This is a genomic window from Mitsuokella sp. UBA4253 (assembly GCF_002395285.1).
In the GTDB taxonomy this organism is placed as follows: Bacteria; Bacillota; Negativicutes; order Selenomonadales; family Selenomonadaceae; genus Mitsuokella; species Mitsuokella jalaludinii.
Genome location: NZ_DGWR01000006.1, coordinates 57,299 through 75,432, shown reverse-complemented (window position 1 = coordinate 75,432; position 18,134 = coordinate 57,299). Strand labels below are relative to the sequence as shown.

At 55.9% G+C, this 18,134-nt stretch carries 13 protein-coding genes and 1 rRNA gene; all 14 read right to left on the bottom strand.

Annotated elements, in window-relative coordinates:
- Nucleotides 1–171 (bottom strand): 16S ribosomal RNA (locus tag B2X55_RS03635); the annotation flags it as partial.
- A 457-nt stretch (nt 172–628) separates the two neighbouring features.
- Complete coding sequence (locus B2X55_RS03630) at nt 629–1,072, bottom strand: hypothetical protein (RefSeq protein ID WP_286820923.1); 444 nt, start codon at nt 1,070–1,072, stop codon at nt 629–631.
- Between the two features lie 114 nt (nt 1,073–1,186).
- The gene (locus B2X55_RS03625; RefSeq protein ID WP_286820922.1) at nt 1,187–1,840 is read right to left on the bottom strand and encodes an HAD family hydrolase; all 654 of its coding nucleotides are present in this window, start codon (nt 1,838–1,840) and stop codon (nt 1,187–1,189) included.
- Nucleotides 1,841–1,964: 124 nt separating this feature from the next.
- Nucleotides 1,965–3,794 (bottom strand): glutamine--fructose-6-phosphate transaminase (isomerizing), encoded by a 1,830-nt coding sequence (gene glmS, locus B2X55_RS03620; RefSeq protein WP_286820921.1) that lies wholly within the window; start codon nt 3,792–3,794, stop codon nt 1,965–1,967.
- A gap of 405 nt (nt 3,795–4,199) precedes the next feature.
- Entirely contained in the window at nt 4,200–5,825 is a 1,626-nt protein-coding gene (groL, locus tag B2X55_RS03615) for a chaperonin GroEL (protein WP_286820920.1), read from the bottom strand.
- Nucleotides 5,826–5,868: 43 nt separating this feature from the next.
- Entirely contained in the window at nt 5,869–6,150 is a 282-nt protein-coding gene (gene groES / locus B2X55_RS03610) for a co-chaperone GroES (RefSeq protein WP_005839486.1), read from the bottom strand.
- A gap of 184 nt (nt 6,151–6,334) precedes the next feature.
- The gene (locus B2X55_RS03605) at nt 6,335–7,969 is read right to left on the bottom strand and encodes a sulfate adenylyltransferase subunit 1 (RefSeq protein WP_286820919.1); all 1,635 of its coding nucleotides are present in this window, start codon (nt 7,967–7,969) and stop codon (nt 6,335–6,337) included.
- Between the two features lies 1 nt (nt 7,970).
- Nucleotides 7,971–8,879 (bottom strand): sulfate adenylyltransferase subunit CysD, encoded by a 909-nt coding sequence (gene cysD, locus B2X55_RS03600; protein ID WP_036376094.1) that lies wholly within the window; start codon nt 8,877–8,879, stop codon nt 7,971–7,973.
- A 17-nt stretch (nt 8,880–8,896) separates the two neighbouring features.
- Nucleotides 8,897–9,220 carry a 4Fe-4S dicluster domain-containing protein gene (locus B2X55_RS03595; protein ID WP_036376091.1) on the bottom strand — a complete coding sequence of 108 codons (324 nt, stop codon included), beginning with the start codon at nt 9,218–9,220 and terminating at the stop codon, nt 8,897–8,899.
- Nucleotides 9,201–10,898, bottom strand: coding sequence for an adenylyl-sulfate reductase subunit alpha (locus tag B2X55_RS03590; RefSeq protein WP_286820918.1), 1,698 nt, complete (start codon nt 10,896–10,898; stop codon nt 9,201–9,203). Before B2X55_RS03590 ends, B2X55_RS03595 begins: the two co-directional genes overlap by 20 nt.
- Nucleotides 10,899–10,947: 49 nt before the next feature.
- Nucleotides 10,948–12,441, bottom strand: coding sequence for a chromate transporter (locus tag B2X55_RS03585; protein ID WP_286820917.1), 1,494 nt, complete (start codon nt 12,439–12,441; stop codon nt 10,948–10,950).
- Between the two features lie 170 nt (nt 12,442–12,611).
- Nucleotides 12,612–13,763 (bottom strand): mannitol-1-phosphate 5-dehydrogenase, encoded by a 1,152-nt coding sequence (locus B2X55_RS03580; RefSeq protein ID WP_286820916.1) that lies wholly within the window; start codon nt 13,761–13,763, stop codon nt 12,612–12,614.
- Between the two features lie 125 nt (nt 13,764–13,888).
- Nucleotides 13,889–15,784: a PTS mannitol transporter subunit IICBA gene (locus tag B2X55_RS03575; protein WP_286820915.1), complete on the bottom strand. Its 1,896-nt coding sequence runs from the start codon at nt 15,782–15,784 to the stop codon at nt 13,889–13,891.
- Between the two features lie 56 nt (nt 15,785–15,840).
- Complete coding sequence (locus B2X55_RS03570) at nt 15,841–17,970, bottom strand: BglG family transcription antiterminator (protein ID WP_286820913.1); 2,130 nt, start codon at nt 17,968–17,970, stop codon at nt 15,841–15,843.
- Nucleotides 17,971–18,134 lie beyond the last annotated feature (164 nt).

The window sequence follows — 18,134 nt, the reverse complement described above, 5'->3', positions numbered from 1 at the left end:
TCAGCCTTAAAGTTAAGCACTTTATAAAAGTGTGGTGAATGCTTCGCATTCACAACGCCTCTCATCAGTCCGCTCTTTAAAGTTCAGTGATGAAAATCTGCCTCGTACGACTTGCATGTGTTAAGCACGCCGCCAGCGTTCGTCCTGAGCCAGGATCAAACTCTCCATAAAATTTAGGAAAGCCTTGATTGGCTCAAATAATCTTTTTTGGCCTGAACCTTGAAAAATCAAAGCTCAGTAAAGAAATTGCCGATTGCTTATGTTCATAATCAATCGATGTTTTAAAAACATCTGGCTTGAATCACAAATGATTCATGTTGCATTGTTTAGTTTTCAAAGAACAACTTTGTCTTTCGAAGCGCTTTGCTTCAAGCGACTTTTATATCTTATCGCATCGAGCGGAGCTTGTCAAGAAGTTTTTTCTTTCTTTTTCAAGTTCTTTCGGCTCCTGCAATCCCTTGCCAATCAAGGCTTCTGGGCGCTTGCCGGTGCCGTATCTCTCAGCGACTTGTATTATGATACAGTATACAAGATGACTTGTCAATAGCTTTTTGCAAAAAAGATAAAAAAGAAGGCTGCCTATCAAACAGCCTTCTTCCACTGACTTCTACCAAGTCTGCTCCTGCATTTACCAGATGGTCTTCATCATCGTGCGGTAATTCTCGTTGAGGAATGTGATCATGACGTTGAACATGCCGTAGACCATGTCACCGATCTCCTCGGCCTTCTCGTCGGGCGTGATCATGCAGATATCGAGGATCAGTGAACCCTCACCGTCGAAGTAGAGCTTGAACGGCTTGTACTTGAGGTTGAGATCGTTTGCCAGTTTGAGCACAGCCAGCTCATTTTCCTCCGTCTTGCACTTCGGCGAAATCTGCACGCGGATCATGGAGAAGATACTGCGGTCCAACAGGACGAGCAGCGGCAGCTCTTGTCCATCCACCTCTACACGCGAGCGGAATACCGTCGTCTGCTCCGGATCATTCTCGATTGTCTCCGATACGAATGCCTTGATCTCCTTGGCATCCAGGAAATCCTGGAATGCTCTTGCTTTTGTTGCCATTTCTGCCATTGCGACTCCTCCTCCATTGTCTGCTGTCTGCAGGTACTATGGTGCCTATTCGTATATTTATAGTTCGACATGCGAAGTGGATATTCCTGCAAAAGCGAACAGAGAATCGAAGGTTCAGAATGCAGAAAGGTCAATCTCCTCTAAGCGGTCGACAAGCATGTCGCAGATGGAGAGGTCCTGGTTGGGACTGTGCGGGCTGTTGAAGCCGATACAGGTCATGCCGGCTGCCTTGGCCGCCCGCGCACCGTTAGCGGCGTCCTCGACGACGACACAGTCCCGTGGATCCACGCGCAGATAGGCGGCCGTCTGCAGGTAGATGGCAGGATTCGGCTTCGACTCAGGCAGATTTGTGCCGCTCATGAGGAGGTCGAAGTGGTCGCGGATGCCGAGATCGTCGACGACAAAGGCGATGAAATCATCACTCGACGAGCTCGCGATGGCCGTCTTGAGCCCCTGCGACTGGCGCAATTCATTCGTCGCACGGATCAGCTCCAGGCTGCCCGCAATCGGCGTGACATGCTGTTCATGTATGATTTTATTGAACAGGTAGACTTTCGCCTTCGCAGCCTGCTCTGCACTGTGATGAAAACCAAACAATTTTTTCATGTCTTCGAACATCATGAGGTCCGTCATGCCCTGATAGCGCATGAGGAATTCCAACGTGACCCCTTCGACACCCATTTTCTGGAGTACGCGCTGTTCCGCCCGAAGATGGACCGGTTCGGTATCGGCAATGACACCGTCCATATCGTAGATAAATGCTTTCAAGAAGATCCCTCCATTCGTGCCTGTACAGCATGCATGCGACAATCAGGCTATAGAACAAGAAGCCCCCTGCCCGAAGGCAAAAAGGCTTCTCATGTAAAATCTTGTATATCCGCACGCAGATGGCTTACTCAACCGTAACCGATTTTGCGAGGTTGCGCGGCTTGTCGACATCGCAGCCACGGGTGATAGCGGCGTAGTAAGCGAGCAGCTGCAACGGTACGACCGTCAGCAGCGGGATCAGGAGCTCATCCGTCTCCGGAACCTTCATGACATGGTCGACGTACTTCTCGAGCTCCGTATCGCCTTCTGCAGCGATGCCAATGACGACGGCGTCACGCGCCTTGACTTCCTTGATGTTCGACAAGGTCTTCTCGTAGACGCTCTTCTGCGTCGCGAGTGCAATGACAGGTACACCCTCGACAATCAGAGCCAGCGTGCCGTGCTTGAGTTCGCCGGCAGCATACGCCTCCGCATGGATGTAAGAGACTTCCTTGAGTTTCAATGCACCCTCAAGGGCTACATCGTAGTCGAGCGAACGGCCGATGTAGAACACATCCTCGTTGAAGCCGTACTGCTTGGCAAACGTCTTGATTGGCTCAACATCCGAAAGCGTCTCACTGACCTGAGCCGGGATGTTCTTGAGCTTCGCGATGAGCTCTTCAATGCGCTCCGGCGTCTGCGTCTTCTTGATCTGCGCCATGTAGAGGGCGAGCATGAAGAACAGGATGAGCTGCGTCGTATAGGCTTTCGTCGAGGCGACGGCAATCTCCGGGCCAGCCCAGGTGTAAAGCACCTGATCTGCCTCGCGGGCAATCGAAGAGCCGACGACATTCGTCAGGGCCAGCGTCTTGGCACCGAGGCGCTTCGACTCCTTCATGGCTGCGAGCGTATCGCTCGTCTCGCCCGACTGCGAAACGGCGATGAACAGCGTGTTCTCATCGACGATCGGTTCGCGATAGCGGAACTCCGATGCGACGTCGACTTCGACAATCGTGCGGGCCAATTTCTCGATGTAGAACTTGCCGACGAGGCCAGCATGGTAAGCCGTGCCGCAGGCGACGATGTAGATCTTATTGAAGGAGTTGAGATAATCCGCATCCCACTTGAGCTCGTTCATGACGATGGACTTGCCGTCTTTCGCGATGCGCTGGCTCATCGTGTCGCGGACAGCCTTCGGCTGCTCGTTGATCTCCTTGAGCATGAAGTGCTCGTAGCCGCCCTTCTCGGCAGCCTCGGCATTCCAGTTGACCTCGAAGACCTTCTTCGTCACGGGCTCGCCGCGGCGGTTCGTGATCTTGATGGCATCCTTCGTGACGACGGCCAGCTCGCCATCGTTGAGGATGTACGTGCGGCGCGTGCGCGAGATGATGGCAGGGATATCCGACGCGATGAAGTTCTCGCCCTCACCGATGCCGATAACGAGCGGATTGTCCTGCTTCGTGCAGATGAGCTTGTCCGGCTCTCTCTTGCTCATGAAGACGAGCGAGTACGAGCCCTCGATGCGGCGCAGCACTTCGCGGACTGACGAAACAAAATCGCCATTGTAGACTTCTTCGAGAAGGTGTGCGACGACTTCCGTATCCGTCTCTGACTTGAAGACATGGCCTTTCTCGATGAGCTCTTCCTTGAGTGCCAGATAGTTCTCGATGATGCCGTTGTGCACGACGACAAAGTCACCCGTGCAGTCCGTATGCGGATGTGCATTGCGATCCGACGGACGGCCGTGCGTAGCCCAGCGCGTATGGCCGATACCCATGGTTCCCTTCGGCATATCGTCCTTGATCTTGTCGCGCAGCGCCGAAAGGCGGCCGACACTCTTCTCGACGCGAATGCGATTGCCATCATAGACCGCAATGCCTGCCGAATCATAGCCGCGGTACTCGAGCTTCGAAAGACCCTCGAGCAGGAAATTCGCAGCCTGCTTATCACCGACATAACCTACAATACCACACATGATACATACCTCCTGGTAGTCTTGCAACAGGTCCCTCGAACTGCCTTTGTCATGAGAATCGCTCCTCATCTTTCGGCAGGCCGTATCGACTGGGACGGCCGGAAGGCATCCGCTGACGTTTCGACAACCTTCTCCTCGTTTTCCCCGCTGAGCTTTCAAGTCCATCTCGGGGAACTAGCGCTAAGAATTGCTTCTTTTCCGTAATGTCCCTGCTGCACAATCAAACCGATCATCAGAACATCGCAAGGCGATTCTGATACGATGCTATTCTAGCTTAAAACTGTCTTATTGTCAACAATTGCTCGTGCCAGGCGGCCTATGCAGCCTCCCAAAAGCAAAAATCTCCATCCGGATCATCCGGATGGAGATTTTGGATTCAGTTCAGGGGATGCAACCGCGAAGGGATTACATCATGCCCGGCATGCCGCCCATGCCCGGAGCAGCCGGCGCCGGAGCTTCTTTTTCCGGCTTGTCAGCGACGAGCGTCTCCGTGGTCAGGACCATGGAAGCAATCGAAGCGGCGTTCTGCAGAGCGGAGCGCGTAACCTTGGCCGGATCGACGATACCAGCCTTGAGCATGTCGACGTACTCGTTCTTGAGGGCATTGAAGCCGACGCCCGTGCCAGCTTTCTTGACGTTCTCGACGACTACAGAGCCTTCGAGGCCTGCGTTCTGAGCAATCTGGCGAACCGGCTCTTCGATAGCGCGTTTAACGATGTTGACACCGACCTTCTCGTCACCTTCGACCTCGAGCTTATCGAGTGCCGGCAGGATGTCGAGGAACGTCGTGCCGCCGCCTGCGACGATGCCTTCTTCAACAGCAGCGCGCGTAGCGTTCAGCGCATCCTCGATGCGGTACTTCTTGTCCTTCATCTCGACTTCCGTAGCAGCGCCGATCTCGATGACAGCGACACCACCGGAGAGCTTTGCGAGGCGCTCCTGCAGTTTCTCGCGGTCGAAATCGCTCGTCGTCTGGGAAATCTGCTGCTTGATCTGTGCAACGCGCTCAGCGATGGCGTCCTTGTCGCCCTTGCCGCCGATGATCGTCGTCTCGTCCTTCGTGGAGACCATCTTGTGCGCCTGGCCGAGGTCAGCGAGCGTGACGCTGTCGAGCTTGCGGCCGAGCTCTTCGCTGATGACCGTGCCGCCCGTCAGCGTAGCGATATCCTGCAGCATAGCCTTGCGGCGGTCACCGAAGCCCGGAGCCTTGACAGCCAGAGCTTTGAATGTGCCGCGCAGCTTGTTGACGACAATCGTCGTCAGGGCTTCGCCGTCGACATCCTCAGCGATGATGGCGAGCTGCTTGCCGGCCTTGACAACCTGCTCGAGGATCGGCAGGATATCGTTGATAGCCGAGATCTTGCGGTCCGTAATGAGGATGTACGGATCATCGAGAGCTGCCTCCATCTTGTCCGTATCCGTGACGAGGTACGGGGAGATGTAGCCGCGGTCGAACTGCATGCCTTCCTTGACGGAGAGGTTCGTGCGCATCGTCTTGGATTCCTCGACCGTAATGACGCCGTCCTTGCCGACCTTCTCCATGGCCTCAGCAATCAGGTTGCCCGTCTCTTCGTTCGCGGAAGAAATCGTAGCAACCTGCGCGATGTCAGCCTGGCCTTCGACCTTCTTGGACTTTGCCTTGATCTCGTCGACGAGCGTCTTGACGGCTTCGTCAATGCCCTTCTTGATAATCATCGGGTTTGCGCCAGCAGCGACATTCTTCATGCCTTCATGGATCATGGCCTGTGCGAGGAGCGTTGCCGTCGTCGTGCCATCGCCAGCGATGTCGTTCGTCTTCGTCGCAACTTCCTTGACGAGCTGTGCGCCCATGTTCTCGAACGGATCTTCAAGCTCGATGTCGCGTGCAATCGTGACACCATCGTTCGTGATTGTCGGAGCGCCGAACTTCTTGTCGAGGACGACATTGCGGCCCTTTGGTCCAAGCGTTACCTTTACGGCATTTGCCAGTGCATCAACACCGCGGCCAAGTGCGCGGCGAGCTTCTTCGTCAAACAGAATCTGTTTTGCCATTTATATTACCTCCGAGAAAAGTCTGATTGAAATCACGGGATGATCAGATGACAGCGAGGATATCACTCTCACGGACGATCAGGTAATCCTTGCCCTCTACCTTGACCTCTGAACCCGAGTATTTGGAGAAGATGACGCCATCGCCGACCTTGACTTCCATAGCAGCGCGCTCGCCATTATCGAGCAGCTTGCCAGCGCCAACTGCAACGACTGTGCCCTTCTGCGGCTTCTCTTTTGCCGTATCCGGCAGTACAATGCCGCTGGCCGTCTTTACATCGCTCTCTGCAACTTCGATGACAACTCTTTCGCCCAATGGCTTAATCATAGGTATCTTCCTCCTATAAAATGAATTTACATGTTGATGGTGTTAGCACTCACTAGACCTGAGTGCTAACTACAATCTTTATATTACCCCCTCTAAGTCAAAATGTCAATATCAAAATCCATAAAAAGTCAAAAAAACAAAGACCAGGTCATTCTGGTCTTTGTTTCGAATCTGCCAATATCGATTAGATAATCCAGTTGTTCGGTGCCATCATGGAGTCGAGCATGGAGTGGTGCAGGATGGTCTCCGCAATCTGCTGGGATGTGCTCTCTGCAGCGGCCTTGCCGGAGAGCTCGCTGAAGGTCCGGACGCCTTCCGGCAATGGCTGGTCTTTGTCGAGCACAAGCAGGACGACGAGGCCCGCCTGCAGCAGGTGGCGGAGCACCGGAGCAGGATCTTCGTCCGCACTCGGATGGTAGAGGTAAGTGTGGCGGCCGTTGCGCACGAGGTAGTACTCGGCTTCTTCAACGGTCGCAAGCGAGATCCCGTCTTTTGCAGGCTCGAAAGCGACGGCAAGAGGTGCCTGCCAGTTGAGCGCGCTGCGCATCTGCTGATTTGCCGCAAAGTGGCGCTTCTCTGTCCCGTCAGGAATCTCGCGCACGACACCGCAGGCCGACGTCATATTGCTGATGCGGTCGATGAGGATGAGCTCGCCCTGCGTGCGGTGATGATCGAATGTGTCGAGCACGATCGGCTCCGTCACGGCGATCTCGCAGAGCGCGATCTCGTTCTTCTTGAGGCCAGTTGCCTCGACATGCTCGCCCGTATTGATGTCAATGCGGTAATCGATCTTCGTCAGGATACCCGGGATTTTCTTGGTGCCGAGAAATACCATGAAGTTCTTGCCGATGGAAAGCGGCACATCATCCATCCAGAGGATCTCAGCCTTGAAGTTCGCGGCCTGGCGGACATGGCTGCCCTTCTCGAGCACGCAGCCGCGCGAGACGTCGACCTCGCGGTTGAGCTGGATTGTGACCGGCTGCCCCTTGAACGCCAACTCGGCTTCATGGTCGGCCACGAGGATCTTCTTGACTTCGGCCTGCTCGCCGCTCGGCTGTGAGGTGATAGTATCGCCGACGGCGATGCTGCCGCTCTCGATCTGGCCCTGGAAGCCGCGGAATTCGTGATTTGGGCGGCAGACGCGCTGAACGGGCATGTAGAAGCCCTCTTCGTGAACGGCACTGACGTCGACCTGCTCCAGATAATCGAGCAGCGTCGGGCCGTCATACCAAGCCATGGCAGACGACTTCTTCGTGACGTTGTCTCCCTCTGTCGCCGATACAGGAATGAGCTTGACATCGTGAAGATGAAGCTCTTGCTGCAGGGCCTCGATCTGCGCCTGGATCTCCTTGAAGCGCGCTTCCGAGTAGTCGACGAGATCCATCTTGTTGATGGCAAAGACAAAGTACCGGATACCCATGAGAGCGCAGATGCGGGCATGGCGGCGCGTCTGCGTCAGGACGCCCTGCGTCGCGTCGACGAGGATGACGGCAAGGTCTGCAAACGATGCACCGCAGGCCATATTGCGCGTGTACTCCTCGTGGCCCGGCGTGTCCGCACAGATGAAGCTGCGGTTGTCCGTCGTGAAGTAGCGATAGGCGACATCGATCGTGATGCCCTGCTCACGCTCTGCGAGAAGCCCGTCCAGGAGCAGCGAATAGTCGATGGCGCCGCCGCGGCTGCCGACTTTCGAGTCGAGCAGCAGCGCTTCTTCCTGATCGGCATAGATGAGTTTTGCATCGTATAAGAGATGGCCGATGAGCGTGGACTTGCCGTCGTCGACGCTTCCGCAGGTGATGAATTTGAGTAAATCGTTCATATCAGAAATAACCCTCCCGTTTCCGGCGTTCCATGCTGCCGGCTCCCTCGTGATCGATGACACGGCTCGTGCGCTCCGATTCGACAGCGCCGAGTGTCTCCTCCACGATTGCATCCAACGTATCCGCCTCTGACTCAACAGCCCCTGTCAGCGGATAGCAGCCGAGCGTGCGGAAGCGGACCTTCTTGTGCTCGATATCCTCTGGCCTTAGATTGAGCTTCTTGACGATGCGGTCATCGTCAATCATGATGAGATTGCCGTCGCGCTCGATGACCGGGCGCTCCTTGGCAAAATACAGGGAAACAATCTCGAGGTTCTCGCGGCGGATGTACTGCCAGATATCTTTCTCCGTCCAGTTGGACAACGGGAAGACGCGGATGCTCTCGCCCTTGTTGATCTGGGAATTGTAGAGTTTCCACATCTCCGGGCGCTGATTCTTCGGATCCCAGGCCTGGGCCGCATTGCGGAACGAGAAGATGCGTTCCTTGGCACGCGATTTCTCCTCATCGCGGCGGCCGCCGCCGAACGCTGCGGTAAAGCCGTATTTCGTCAAAGCCTGCTTCAGGGCCTGCGTCTTCATGATGTCCGTATACGAGGCGCCGTAGTCAAACGGATTGACACCGGCTGCCAGCCCTTCTTCATTCTTGTACTCGATCATGTCGAGTCCGTACTTCTTCGCCTGCGCATCGCGGAAGGCGATCATCTCATGAAACTTCCACGTCGTGTTGATGTGCAGGAACGGGAACGGCGGCTTCTCCGGGTAAAAGGCCTTGAGGGCAAGATGCATCATGACCGTGCTGTCCTTGCCGATGGAATAGAGCATGACTGGTTTCTCGGATTCGGCCGCAACCTCTCGAATGATGTAGATGGCCTCGGCCTCGAGTGCATCGAGATGCGATAATTTTCCCATATGTATTGACTCCTTACTCAGTATTGGTTGGCATTCTCGCGATCGATCGTAATTGTGACCTCCTGCTGGTCAGCCTTGCGGATATGCCAGTGATAGTAATGACCTTCTTTGTGGATTGTCATCGTGCTGCCACTGCCGCCAAGGTCAGCACCGAGGAAGTAGCCTATCGCACTGACAGGACATTCCTTCATGCAGGCCGTACAGCCCCAGCAATCGCGGACCTCGCGGATCTTCGCCTTCCTGCCCGACGGTCCATCCTGCAAGAGAATGAGATTGCCGGGGCAGGCTTCCGTGCAGCGGCCGCAGCCGATGCAGCGGTCCTCATGGATGCGTATGCTCATAATGACCTCCTTTGACCAGCGGCCTTCTATATATATGGAAGGATCCGTTTTCCCAGCGCGAATTGATGTAGCAGCAGCCCTCCGGCGACTGTTCCGGATAGTCGGCATTCTCGCCGAACGTATGCCAGCGCGTCTCGCGGCGCGCGAGGAGGTGCGCAATGAGGGCACGGCAGACCGTCAGCCTCTCGCGCAGCTCATAGATCTTGAGCAGTTCGTACGGGCCATCTGCTGCGAGCTGTGGCAGCAGGGATTCAAGATGCTTGATTTTCTCATCTGCCAATTCCAGGCGGCTCTTGTTGTAACGGTAGTCTGTATGGATGCCTCCTGCATACTCGTCCATGACCTTCTGCATGGCTTCTTCCAGCTGCTCTGCCGTCAGATTGCCGGTCTCATGCGAGAGATATGCTTCGTAATCCGTCCAGGCAGGCGCATCTTCACGCCGGTCGCCAAGCGCTTCCTTGTCCCTGCCAGCGACGAGGTATCCAGCCAGCGCTTCGGCAGCAATCTCACCTTCAGCGAGTGCTCCCGTCACGTATTTCTGCGGGGCACCGCCTGCGACATCACCGGCGGCAAACAGCCCGTGAACGGTCGTTTCCCGCTTTGTATCGACCCAGAAGCCGCTGGCCGTATGGCCGCCGACCACATATGGTTCTGTACCCTCGACCTCGACAGGCTGCTCTTTCGGCCCTTTGCCGCTCTCGATCCACTTGAGCGTCTGCGCCGGTGCCATGTTGAGGTATGCATGATAGAGATCGCCCTGCTGCTCTGCTGTGATGTGACGCGTATCGAGGTAGCAGGGACCGTTACCCTTGCGGTTCTCCTCCACAGTCCCGAAGATGCGCTGCGGTGTCGTGAGACCGTACTTCGTCTCATAGATTTCACCTCTGGCATTGACCTGCTTGGCCCCGACGCCCTGTGCGATCGTGCCGGTCGGCGCAATCGTATCCTTGCAACGCAATGCAATGAAGCGGTGCTCGAGCGTCGTCATCTCTGCGCCAGCACGGATGCCCATCGCATAGCCTGCCCCCGTGTTGAACGGCGGATACCACATCTTGTGGCGCGAAAAACCTGAATTATTGGGGCGGTAAAGTCCTGCAGCTCCGCCCGTCGCGATGAGCACCGCTCTCGCCTCTATGTCGTAAGCGGTCAAATCGCGAACAGAAAAGCCCCAGGCACCGTGCACCGTGCCGTTCGTGACCTTGAGATCTGTGATATTGACGTGATTGAGCACGGTGACATTGCTCTGCTCGCGCACGCCCTTGGCCAGGAGCGGCTTGATATTCTCGCCGTTGATCTTGACGTTGCGCCACCCGCGCGTGACATAATTCCCGCTTTCATCCTTCAGGATCACGAGCCCGCGGCGCTCGAGGTCTTCCGTGACCTCGTTGACAGACTCCGCGATTGTCATCATGAGATCGTCGCGGATAATGCCCTCCGCATCCTTGCGCGCATACTCGACGTAGTCGGCCGGCGTGTGGCCGTTCGAAATGTAGGCATTAAGCGCATTGACACCCGCGGCCAGGCAGCCGCTGCGTTCGATATTCGCTTTTTCAGCGACGAGCACGCGCAGCTCCTTCTCTGCGCCGAGCTTGATGGCGGCATAACAGCCAGCCGTGCCGCCGCCGATGATGAGCACATCTGTCTCCAGGCGGCTCCGCTTCAGCTTTACATTCTTCATATCATCTCTCCTAAAAGCACTCCATGGTAACAATCGATACATACACCATTCAGATGAGGAAAAGTCCAAATCCCGCTGCTGCCGACACGAGCATCGGCACGGTCATAGCCTTCCTGCGCACAAAGAGCAGGTAGAGGCAGAAGACTGCCAGCAGGATGCTCATCGTAAGGACAATCCCTTCCGGCACCAGCAGCCCCGTGCCGATCTCCAGATTCGTGCGCAGCATCGAGAGTGCAACATTGAGCAGCAAGCCGCTGATGATGGGACGCACCCAGAGGCTGATCTGGCGGAAGACCGGCACGTCGTGAAAGGTCCGCAGCAGGCGCGCGATGATGCCGAAGATCAAGCCCGACGCCGCGACGCTGACGGCAAAGCCTGCCAGCGAGAGAGCGAGGCCTGCGCTCATGCCGCCCATGCGAAGGCCAGAAAGATAGCCGATTCCCGTGAGGATCTTGCAGAGAATTGACCCTGGCAGGGCATTGGCCACAGGGACGAGCTGGCCATAGAAATCAGCACCAGCAACCGTGCCGCCCTGCACAAAGAGGCCGTCGGCAATCGTCAGGTAAGCATCGCCACCGCCAAATGAGAGCAGCGACGAGAGGAACCCCTCCCCGATGTACGCCGGACTACCCTGCACCATCGCGATGGCCGGCAGGCTAAGCGCCAAGGCGAAAGCCAGCCAGACGAATGCATCGCACAGCGTGTCCTTGAGAAGCTTTACGCCATCGACGGATTCTCCGCCCATGCGGAAGCTCTTGACAAGCCCCCTGAAACCGAGCCATCCCATGAGCAGGATGGTGGCATCGTGGACGCCTGTCAGAGCCGGTGCCAAAGGATGACTGCCGCTCAGCAGGAACGAGGCTGTGAGCAGGCCGGCCACAATGGCTTTTGCCCGCGAGATGCCGCTGCCTAGGTAGACAATCAGGAAGAACGAAAGCCCGAGGATGGACAGGATGGACAGATTGAACACAGGCTTAGCCGGAATGCCGAGCAGTGCGTAGAGGTTTGCCTCCGAAGAGAGCAGGAATACCGCCACCATCGCCAGGCACATCGTGCGGAACACGCGCGTACCGGCCTGCCGCATCGCTTTGAGCGTCTTAAGCACATAAGCTGTCAACAGGCTGATGATGAACGCACCGAGGCCGATCGAAGCATAGCGGATCCCCGTCAGGGCAGCCCCTTGTTCTCCCGTCAGCACCGCAAGGATCAGGATGGTGAGGAGGGCTCCCGGCAGAGCCATCATCGAAGATGCTACGAGCATGCCCGCATGGCCGCCGAGCCTCTGGCCGATGCCTGCCGCAATCTCGACAGGCAGAGCCCCCGGCGTGATGCAGGCCGCGACGACATCCTCATCGTACGCGCGCTTTGTGACGAGCTTGCCGTTTTCCACGACTTCCTTCTCAATGACGGGAATCAGAGCATTGCCGCCGCCAAAACCGATGGCACCGATGCGCAGCATACTCATGCCCAGTCGCACGATATCTGCGTAACCGTGCAGCATGCTCTGATACACTCCATTGGCCTGCACAAAGATATGTTCCACTGCCATCACCTCACAAATCATCCATACAAAACAAAAGAAAAGAGGTCCTAAGGCTGGCGCATGGCGCGCCTGCCTTAGAACCTCCATTTTTCTGGTCAGTTCTCTTCAAACGATGTATTCATCATAAGCGAAATAACATAGTTTGTCAATATGTAAATACTATTTTAGTGTCATTTTTCGTAAGCCTTGAGCTCTGCATCGACCAGGTCGTAAAGCTTGCTGCCCTTCTCGATACCCGTGAAGTGCGTCAGAGCTTCCTCATAACCATGTTCCTTGACATAAGCCTGTACTTCCACGGCTTCCTTGTCGCCTTCATAGTCAAAGTGCAGGGCAGCTGCGATGACCTTGGCAAGGGCTGCCGGCGTCTTGCCCTGGGCAATCAGCTGCGTTGCCGGGCTCACGAGACGATCCTTAGCCCCGAGCTTGCGTTTGGGGCCGCGGGCCACACGAGTGACCTCATCGGAGAGATGCGGGTTGGCAAAGCGCTTCTCCGTCGTCTCAACGTATTTCTGATGAGCTGCCGGATCAAAGCCGTATTTCTCGATGAGCATGCTGCCCGTCTCGCCCCAGACCTTGCGGACAAAGGCGACAATCTCCGAATCCTGCATGGCGCTGTAGATATCCTTGATGCCCTTCTGATAGGCAAGATAAGCGATCGAAGCATGTCCCGTATTGACGGTGAAGAGTTTGCGCTCGATATATGCCTGCAGATTGTCTACCCAGGTAAGGCCCTTGATCTCCGGTACTTCGCCCTTAGCCTGCGTGCGGTTGACATCCCACTCGCTGTACGGCTCGACCTGCACGAGCAGGGGTTCCTCATTGTGCTGCAGCGGCACGATGCGGTCAACAGCAGCATCCGGGAAGCCGATATACGCATCGACAAGCGGCTTGGCCTCATCCGAAAGATGCTCATAGACGAAATTCTTGAGCACAGTCGAGCCTCCGACCATGTTTTCGCAGGCAATGATATTGAGCGGCGTCGTATTTTCCTTGACACGGCGTTCGAGACCTTTGGCAATATTCGGCGCAATGAACTTCAGGATGTTCGGGCCGATTGCTGTCGTGACGATATCGGCATGGACAATAGCCGTGAGCAAGTCCTCGAGGTTCGTATTGCTATTGATAGCCTTGACATGCTCGATGTGGATCGTCTGCGGCTCATCACCAACGATCTGGATGTTGTAGCCTTTCTTCGCGTTGATCGTCTCGACCAGCTCTTCGTTGACATCGACAAACGTCACTTCATAGCCGGACTGGACGAGCAGTTCACCGATAAAGCCGCGGCCGATATTGCCAGCACCAAAATGGATTGCCTGTTTCATGATCATATTTCCTCCTATTGTCATATGGACTCCCCGGTCAATTGCATGGCCGGGGCCCATACTTCTTTCACTTGAATCACTTGCGGAGCGGTTGCAAAGCAGCAGCCTGCTCATCATTGCATCTCTTAATCCACTTTCGTGAACACTTTGTAAAGGACATCCGGATCCTTCGTCGTGTAGAGCTCGTGCAGCTGCTCATCACTGTACTCGTCCATGGTCGTGGCGAGGTTTGCAAGGATGGCCAGATGGTCGTTGCCACGGCCTGCGATGCCGATGATGAGGTATGCCTTATCATCGCCGAACTGGACGCCGTCCGGATACTGCAGGACAACGATACCGGATTCCTTGACGCATTCTTTGACGGCATTCTCGCCGTGCGGGATGGCAATGCCCTTGCCGATATACGTCGTGATATCCTTCTCACGGTTCAGCATGCCCTGGATATACGGCTCCTCAACATAACCGCCCTTGACGAGCAGTTCACCGGCGGCCTTGATGGCCTCTTCTTTCGAAACGCTCTTGAGGCCGACTTTGACATTTGCCTTCGTCAAGATGCCTTCCTTGACCGTGTCTTCCTGGACAGGCGCTGCCTTCGTCTCTACGCCCTCTCCTTTGAGACGTGCCGAAACGATGTCGAAAACATTGTTCTGTGTGAAGTCCTTGACCCAGATGTGTTCAGCCTGCGGGCTGTCCTCAAGAGCGCGCTCCGCGAGCTTCTCATGGGAGACGACGAGCTGAGCATCCTTCGGAATGTTGCCGATTGCACAGTTCGTGACCGAGATATCCGTGTAGCCGGCTTTCTTGAGTTTCTTGCGCAGTCCAGCAGCACCGAGAGCCGAAGAGCCCATACCTGCATCGCAAGCATAGACGATGCGCTTGAGTTCTGCACCCGAGACTTTCTTTTCATTGTCATTGGACGGCATATCCTTGCCGCGGTTCTTCATCTCTGTCATGGATTCACGAGCAGCCTCGAGCGATTCTTCGCTGCCATCATCGTGCGACCCCTTGATGAAGATGGAAGCGACCGCGCAGGAAACAGCCGTAGCAACGATGAAATCTGCGACATTTGCGAGGAATGCGCCTTTCGGCGTCATGGCGAGAACTGCGAGGATGGAGCCCGGCGATGCCGGAGCGATCAGGCCGCCGCCGAGGAGATTCAGCGTGAAGACACCGGACATGCCGCCAGCGATGACAGCGAGAACGAGGACCGGCTTCATGAGGATGTACGGGAAGTAGATTTCATGGATACCACCAAGAACGTGGATAATCATGGCACCCGGTGTGGATTCCTTTGCCATGCCCTTGCCGAAGAACCAGTACGCGAGCAAGACACCAAAACCAGGACCAGGGTTTGCTTCAAGCAGGAAGAACATGGACTTGCCGTACTGCTCAGCCTGCTGGATGCCGAGCGGAGAGAGGACGCCGTGGTTGATTGCATTGTTGAGGAAGAGGACCTTGGCCGGCTCGATGATGATCGAGGCGAGCGGCAGCAGGCCCATGGCGACGATGGCTTCAACGCCAGCGCGCAGGACGGCATTAGCCGCGAGGACGACAGGGCCGATGCCCGTAAAGGCCAGGATAGCGAGGATACCGCCGATGATGCCGGCCGAGAAGTTATTGACGAGCATCTCAAAACCAGTCGGGATGTGATCTTCGATGGCCTTATCGAACTTCTTGATGACCCAGCCGCCCAGAGGGCCCATGATCATGGCGCCGAGGAACATCGGGATGTCCGAACCTGCGATGACACCGGCCGTTGCAATCGTGCCGAGCACGCCGCCGCGATGACCGTAGATAGCGGCACCGCCGCTATAGCCGAGCAGCAGCGGGATGAGCCACTTGCTCATCGGAGCACCGACCTGAGCCAGATACTCATTCGGGCACCAGCCAGTCGGAATGAACAGGGCCGTCAAAAGGCCCCATGCGATGAATGCGCCAATATTCGGCAGGACCATGCCGGAAAGGAAGCGGCCAAACTTCTGCATGGCTTCCTGAGCGCCTTCTTTTTTCTGGTTGCTCATAAAGTTTTCCCTCCATTTGCATTGCATATAAACGATAAATAAAACCTGATCTTATCTTACGGATTTCCAAAGAGTTCCTGTTGTTTTTTTTGGTAAAAATCTCTGAAGATGTGCTCGAGTTCCTGGTAGATGGCGTCTTGGTTGCCCTCATTGAGCAGAGCAATCAGCCCCCAGCGTTCCAGCAGAGCTGCTGAAACGGTGCCGATTGTCTCCAGCGCCTCACAGCGGCTCTCCTTCGGAGCCAGCATCACGACAGCAGTGCGCACGGCCTCGCCATTCTTCTCTGGATACAGCATCGGCTGCTCCAGATGCAGGATGCCGAAGCGCAGACCGGGCACAAAATCCGTCCTGGCATGCAGCAAGACCATCGCATTGCCCCGCAGGATTGTCTCTCCCTTGGACTCTCGCGCCAACAGCGCTTCTGCGATTCCCTGCTGCGCTGCAACATCCTCGGAAACAGCCCGGCCAGCGGCCCGGCAGATATCCTCGATGTGCGGCGTGGGAAGCGTGATCTCCTGGCTGAAGAAGTGACGGAGCAAGGACTGGATTGCCTGATTGTACGCATCCATGCGGCGCAGCGACTCAACAAAAGGGATTACCTCTCGTTCCTTCACCGCAGTCGCATAATGTGTGCGATGGTCTGCTTGACGCATGAGCTCCTTCTCGATTCTTGCCTTATCGGCCGCATCGAGGAGCGGCGTCGTGACCACGACCGGCAGCGGTGACCAGGGGATCGGCACCGTCGATATGACGAAATCCGCTTCCATGCGCCGCGCATAGTCCCGGTTGACCTGAAGCGCTGAGACGAGGTCGACAATCTCGATCTCCTCATACGTCCGCCTCAGCCCAGCAGCCAGCATGCGGCTCGTCCCCATGCCAGTCTGGCAGGCCACGATGACGCGGGCAGGCTGCATCTTAGCCTCATGACGTTCTGTCAGAGCAGCGCTGAGATGCATGGCAATGTAGGCAATCTCTGCTTCCGGGAATGTCTCCCCGAGCTCCTGCTCCACTGGCTTTACTGCCTTGCGCGCCAATTCCATGAGCTGAGGATAGGTCGACTGCATCTCCTTCAAGAGAGGATTGCGGATATCCATGTGCATGCGCAGGCGGCTGATGGATGGTCCAAGATGATTGACCAGCCCGAGGAACAATTCCTTATTGTCCAGGAGCTTCTTTCCTGTCTCCTGCTCTGCGCACTTCATGATGGAGCGCGCCAGGCGCACGAGATGAAAATTATCCATGACCGAAGCGATCTGATGATCATCCTTGCGGTAAAGGCTCCGAGCTCCCATCAGATGCATGGCGATGTAGCCAATCTCATCCTCCGGCACCTCGATTGCAAACTCTGACGCAATGCGCTGCGCGAGCTCTGCAGCCAGCTGATACTCACGGCGCTTGCGCAAGATTGCCAGCGTCTCCGCGTCGATGTGGATATCCTCGTGTTTCTGCATGCGTTGGATCGCCAGCGACAGGTGGACAACGAGGCCGATGAACGCTGTATCCGAGAGATGGTGCGGCAGGCCGCTCTCCATCTCATGCACCAGGTGCTCCAGATCATGTATCATCTGTTCATCGACGAGATTCAGCAGATATCGCTCCGCTGCCCCCCAGCTCTCATGCGCATCAGATATCGCACCATGGAACAGCTGCAAGAGACGCTCTTCATCGAGATTCGCATAGACGATCTCGACGAGTGCGCGGCGTATGTCGCGCTCACTCCCCTTGACGTATGCACCGAGCCCCGGCCGACGCACGAGCAGGAGCCCGCGCTGTCGGAACCACGCTTCGAGTTTGTCAAGGTCATGGCTGACCGTCCCATCTGTCACCTGCAATTCACTCGCGAGAGAGAAAAGCTTGATGGGCTCCGCAGCCCGCAGGAGCTGTCCGGCCAGTATGACCTGCCGCTGCTGCGGCGTAAAGGCGGATGTTTCCGTGTTCATGACATCCTGTCGCAGTTCCTCAATCTTAGCAGGATTCCCTGCAATCCGGATGCCTGCCCCTGTTTTCCGCAATAGCTCCAGGCCGTACGGTTTCAGCACCATCTCCACTCTTGGGAGCTCCCTCGATATCGTCTTGCTGCTGACACCGAGTCGCTCTGCAATCATTCCAGCTGTCATCGTATCGCCTCCATCCAGTCCATTCAGGAGATCCCGGATGATTGCGACGGTACGAGCACTTGTCTTCATGTTTCAGCCTCCTATGTACACTTGGAAGCCCTCTGGATTCCTTTAACTTAAGTTACCTTTATTATAGTGGCTATTTCCCCTAAAAACAATCAAAAGACATTTTATTTCGTCCTGATTTGTTTTGGACAAAATTCAAAAACCCCTGCTAATTCCTTATACAGCAA

Coding starts and splice junctions, on each gene's coding strand:
- B2X55_RS03575 (WP_286820915.1), bottom strand. CDS start 15,784: ATGAGCAACCAGAAAAAAGAAGGCGCTCAGGAAGCCATGCAGAAGTTT.
- B2X55_RS03590 (WP_286820918.1), bottom strand. CDS start 10,898: ATGAAGAATGTAAAGCTGAAGCGGAGCCGCCTGGAGACAGATGTGCTC.
- B2X55_RS03595 (WP_036376091.1), bottom strand. CDS start 9,220: ATGAGCATACGCATCCATGAGGACCGCTGCATCGGCTGCGGCCGCTGC.
- groES (WP_005839486.1), bottom strand. CDS start 6,150: ATGATTAAGCCATTGGGCGAAAGAGTTGTCATCGAAGTTGCAGAGAGC.
- B2X55_RS03580 (WP_286820916.1), bottom strand. CDS start 13,763: ATGAAACAGGCAATCCATTTTGGTGCTGGCAATATCGGCCGCGGCTTT.
- groL (WP_286820920.1), bottom strand. CDS start 5,825: ATGGCAAAACAGATTCTGTTTGACGAAGAAGCTCGCCGCGCACTTGGC.
- B2X55_RS03570 (WP_286820913.1), bottom strand. CDS start 17,970: ATGAAGACAAGTGCTCGTACCGTCGCAATCATCCGGGATCTCCTGAAT.
- B2X55_RS03605 (WP_286820919.1), bottom strand. CDS start 7,969: ATGAACGATTTACTCAAATTCATCACCTGCGGAAGCGTCGACGACGGC.
- B2X55_RS03630 (WP_286820923.1), bottom strand. CDS start 1,072: ATGGCAGAAATGGCAACAAAAGCAAGAGCATTCCAGGATTTCCTGGAT.
- cysD (WP_036376094.1), bottom strand. CDS start 8,879: ATGGGAAAATTATCGCATCTCGATGCACTCGAGGCCGAGGCCATCTAC.
- glmS (WP_286820921.1), bottom strand. CDS start 3,794: ATGTGTGGTATTGTAGGTTATGTCGGTGATAAGCAGGCTGCGAATTTC.